5 protein-coding genes are annotated in these 3,729 nt (G+C 63.2%); 2 read left to right on the top strand and 3 right to left on the bottom strand.

What is annotated here, in order from left to right:
* The 3 genes from EN935_RS26245 to EN935_RS40920 all read right to left on the bottom strand — a co-directional run.
* The coding region (locus EN935_RS26245) for a DUF922 domain-containing protein (RefSeq protein ID WP_127373763.1) at positions 1–369 on the bottom strand (369 nt) is incomplete at its 3' end.
* A gap of 142 nt (positions 370–511) precedes the next feature.
* A complete protein-coding gene (locus EN935_RS26240) occupies positions 512–2,191 on the bottom strand; it encodes an electron transfer flavoprotein-ubiquinone oxidoreductase (RefSeq protein ID WP_126068505.1) in 1,680 nt (559 codons plus the stop codon).
* 63 nt (positions 2,192–2,254) lie between these two features.
* Positions 2,255–2,401: a hypothetical protein gene (locus EN935_RS40920; RefSeq protein WP_164757729.1), complete on the bottom strand. Its 147-nt coding sequence runs from the start codon at positions 2,399–2,401 to the stop codon at positions 2,255–2,257.
* A gap of 10 nt (positions 2,402–2,411) precedes the next feature.
* Between EN935_RS40920 and EN935_RS26235 the strand changes: the two genes are divergently transcribed.
* Together EN935_RS26235 and EN935_RS26230 are read left to right on the top strand one after the other, a co-directional pair.
* Positions 2,412–3,056, top strand: coding sequence for a hypothetical protein (locus tag EN935_RS26235; RefSeq protein ID WP_109662611.1), 645 nt, complete (start codon positions 2,412–2,414; stop codon positions 3,054–3,056).
* A gap of 50 nt (positions 3,057–3,106) precedes the next feature.
* Positions 3,107–3,729 (top strand): uracil-DNA glycosylase (locus tag EN935_RS26230; protein WP_164771345.1); only part of this gene is annotated, 623 nt, incomplete at its 3' end.

The raw sequence follows: 3,729 nt of genomic DNA, 5'->3' as shown, positions 1-3,729 counted from the left end.
CTCGACCACTCCGCCGGCGAAGAACCGCGCCCAGCGCTTCTGGAGCGCCGGCGGAGTGGTCGAGGCGACACGCGGAAACGTATAGAAGAGATTGAGCGTGCCGTTGGCGCTCCGCAGGCGGCAGACGCCATTGTCCTGGCCGGCGTCAAGGTTCCAATCCACGGTGTAGCCGGTCTGTGCGATGGCGTGCGTCATGAAGCCGTGCTTCGGCCCTTTGCGGTCCATCGCCCCCATCAGCGCGAGACCCGTGGTCCCGGTGATATCATAGGTCCGCGTCCTGACCACCACCCTGGTGCCGGCCGAGGCCATCGGAGCGGAACCGAACAGCGCGCCGATCACCAAAAGGCATGCCAGAACCGCCAAGCGCATTGGCCATCTCCCTGTCGTCAGGAGATGGAACCATAAGCGCGCGGCAGTTTCAACAGTCCTAATATTTCACAGGCCCGGAAGACCCAAACCATCGCCGGCATTTGTGCTTGCGGCGGCCAAGCCTGTCCGGTCGGCGCGTGGCTTACATGCCCTGGTAGACCGGGCCTTCGCCGCCTTGCGGAGGCACCCAGTTGATGTTCTGGTTCGGATCCTTGATGTCGCATGTCTTGCAGTGGACGCAGTTCTGCGCGTTGATGACGAAGCGCACGTCCTTGGCTGCGGGATCGGCGGCGGCATTGCCGTCCTTGTCGACCCATTCATAAACGCCGGCCGGACAGTAGCGCGTCGAGGGCCCCGCAAAGACATCGTGCTCGGAACGTTTCTGCAGCTCCATGTCGCCGACAAGCAGATGAACCGGCTCGTTTTCCTCGTGGTTGGTGTTGGACAGGAACACCGAGGACAGCCGGTCGAAGGTCAGGACGCCATCGGGCTTCGGATAGGCGATCTTCTTGTGCTGGGCGGCAGGCTCGAGCGTGGCATAGTCGGCCTTGCCATGCTTCAGCGTGCCGAAGGGCGAGATCCCGAACAACGTGTTCAGCCACATGTCGAGGCCGCCGAGACCGACACCGATGATGGTGCCGAAGCGCGACCATAGCGGCTTGACGTTGCGCACCCTCTTCAGATCCTTGCCGATGTCGGTCGCCCGCCAGGCTGCCTCATAGGAGGAAAGTTCGTCATTGGCACGACCGGCACCGATCGCCTCGGCGACGTGCTCGGCCGCCAGCATGCCGGACAGCACGGCATTGTGCGACCCCTTAATGCGCGGCACGTTGACGAACCCGGCCGCACAGCCCATCAGCGCGCCACCGGGGAAGGACAGTTTCGGCACCGACTGCCAGCCGCCTTCGGTGATGGCGCGCGCGCCGTAGCCCAGCCGCTTGGCGCCTTCGAAGGTACCGCGGATTGCCGGATGGGTCTTGAAGCGCTGGAATTCCTCGAACGGCGACAGCCAGGGATTCTTGTAGTTGAGATGGAGGACGAAACCGACCGCCACCTGATTGTCCTCGAGGTGGTAGAGGAACGAGCCGCCGCCGGTCTTCAGGTCGAGTGGCCAGCCGAAGGAATGCTGGACAAGGCCCGGCCGGTGGTTCTCCGGCTTGACCTGCCAGAGTTCCTTGAGGCCGATGCCGTATTTGCCCGGTTCGCGGCCATCGGAAAGCTTGTATTTGGCGATCAATTGCTTGGCGAGCGAGCCCCGCGCGCCCTCGCCGATCAGCACATACTTGCCCATCAGTGCCATGCCGGGTGCGAAACCCGGGCCGTGCGTGCCGTCCTTCTCGACGCCCATGTCGCCGGTGACGACGCCGGTGACGGCGCCTTCTTCATTGTAAAGCAGGCCGGACGCAGCAAAGCCTGGATAGATCTCGACGCCGAGCGCCTCGGCCTTGGTCGCCAGCCAGCGGCAGACATTGCCGAGCGAGACGATGTAATTGCCGTGATTGTTCATCAGCGGCGGCATCAGGATGTTGGGCAGACGGAACGAGCCTGCAGGGCCAAGAACGAGAAAATGGTCTGCCGTAACCGGCGTCTTGAAAGGATGGCCCTCCTCATCACGCCAGCCCGGCAAGAGCCGGTCGATGCCGATCGGATCGACGACGGCGCCGGAGAGGATATGGGCGCCGACTTCGCCGCCCTTTTCCAGGACGACAACCGAGAGCTCGGGATTGACCTGCTTGAGGCGGATGGCGGCGGCGAGGCCGGCCGGGCCGGCGCCGACGATAACCACGTCGAATTCCATGCTTTCGCGTTCGATGTCGCTCATCAACCCCTCCGCACTGGCTTATCCCATTCGGGTATCTTGCTGGCTCCTGCGCTGCATAGCGCATCAATTGGCGACAGGAAACCGGCGGATACGTGACAATGCGGTTTTGGCCAAAAAGTCGCGCATCGCGAGGCTGGGCGCGTGCTTTTCGTCCGGCATTGCCCTGGGCGCTTGCGTTTTTAATTGTTCGACGGCTTGCTTATCGGCCATACTTCACGCCATGCGCATTCCTGGGCCAGCCGGCTTTTCATCGACGCGCTTTGTTTTCCCGCCCGGCCGGACCCGCCGGGCGCTCCTTTTGGCCCTTCTGATGTTGGCACCGGGTCACGCCGCCGCGGACGAGGTGAAAGTCTGGGCGACGGGCGCCTACTCCTTCTCCGATGAGCTTGGCGGCTTCCACATCACCGGCGCTTCGGGCATCGGCACGAAGGATGATCCGCTGGTGATCACCGAAGAGTTGAATTCGTCAACGCCGGTCACGCTGACCATCCGCACGACAAAGCCGATCCAGGCTTTCGGCTCGGCCGGCGAATTCGCCAACGGTATCATGTATATGCGCATCGACGTGCTCAACAACAGTGGCCAGGCCTGGATCGAGTTCCAGTTCGAGCTGCAGGAGATCCTGAACCAGCCGAGCGTGTTCGGCGACGGGCTTTCGTTCGACCAGCGCAACAAGACACCTGACAACATCTGGTCGAGCAATTTTGCCGATTTCGATCGTGATTTCGAACCTTATGACCGGCTGCTGTTCAGGAACGGCAAGGTCGACCCGCTGAAAACCGCCAGGTTCGAATTCCTGATGACCGACTACACGCCGCGCTGGACTTTCTATCTGGTGCAGGATCCGCGCATACCGACGGGGTAGAGCAAGCGGCCAGCCTTGCAAATTGCCGCCACGCGGACGAATGTGCCGGCATGACTGCCGCTTTCCCAAACAACAGACCCGATATCGCCGACCTGCTGGCCTTTTATGCCAGCGTGGGCGTCGACGAGGCGCTTGAAGATCGGCCGGTGAACCGATTCGCCGAGGTTGCGCCAAAGCCTATGGAGCGCGCGCCGACGGTGGCGTCTTCGGGCGACACCGCCGCACCGCAGCGTTCGACGAACATCTCTCGCGCCGAAGCCGGAGACAGAGCAAATGCGCCACCGGTTGCGCGGCCGCCATCTGCGACGACTGCGGTTCCCGACGAAGCGCAAGCAGCACTTGCCCGCCAGTTGGCAACGACGGCAACGACACTGGACGAGCTTCGCCAGCACATGGCGTCGTTCGACGGCTGCAATCTCAAGACCACCGCCAAGAGCCTGGTGTTCGCCGACGGCAACCCGGAAGCAGCTGTGATGCTGGTCGGCGAAGCGCCTGGCCGCGACGAGGACATCGAGGGCCTGCCCTTCGTCGGCCGCTCGGGCCGGCTGCTCGACCGCATGCTGGCAGCGATCGGGCTCGACCGCACTTCGGTCTATATCGCCAACGTCATTCCCTGGCGGCCGCCGGGCAATCGCACACCGACGCCGCACGAACCCGAGATTTGCCGGCCGTT

This window comes from Mesorhizobium sp. M7D.F.Ca.US.004.03.1.1 (genome assembly GCF_003998635.1).
Taxonomy (GTDB): domain Bacteria; phylum Pseudomonadota; class Alphaproteobacteria; order Rhizobiales; family Rhizobiaceae; genus Mesorhizobium; species Mesorhizobium loti.
This window is presented reverse-complemented; position numbering and strand designations above follow the sequence as displayed.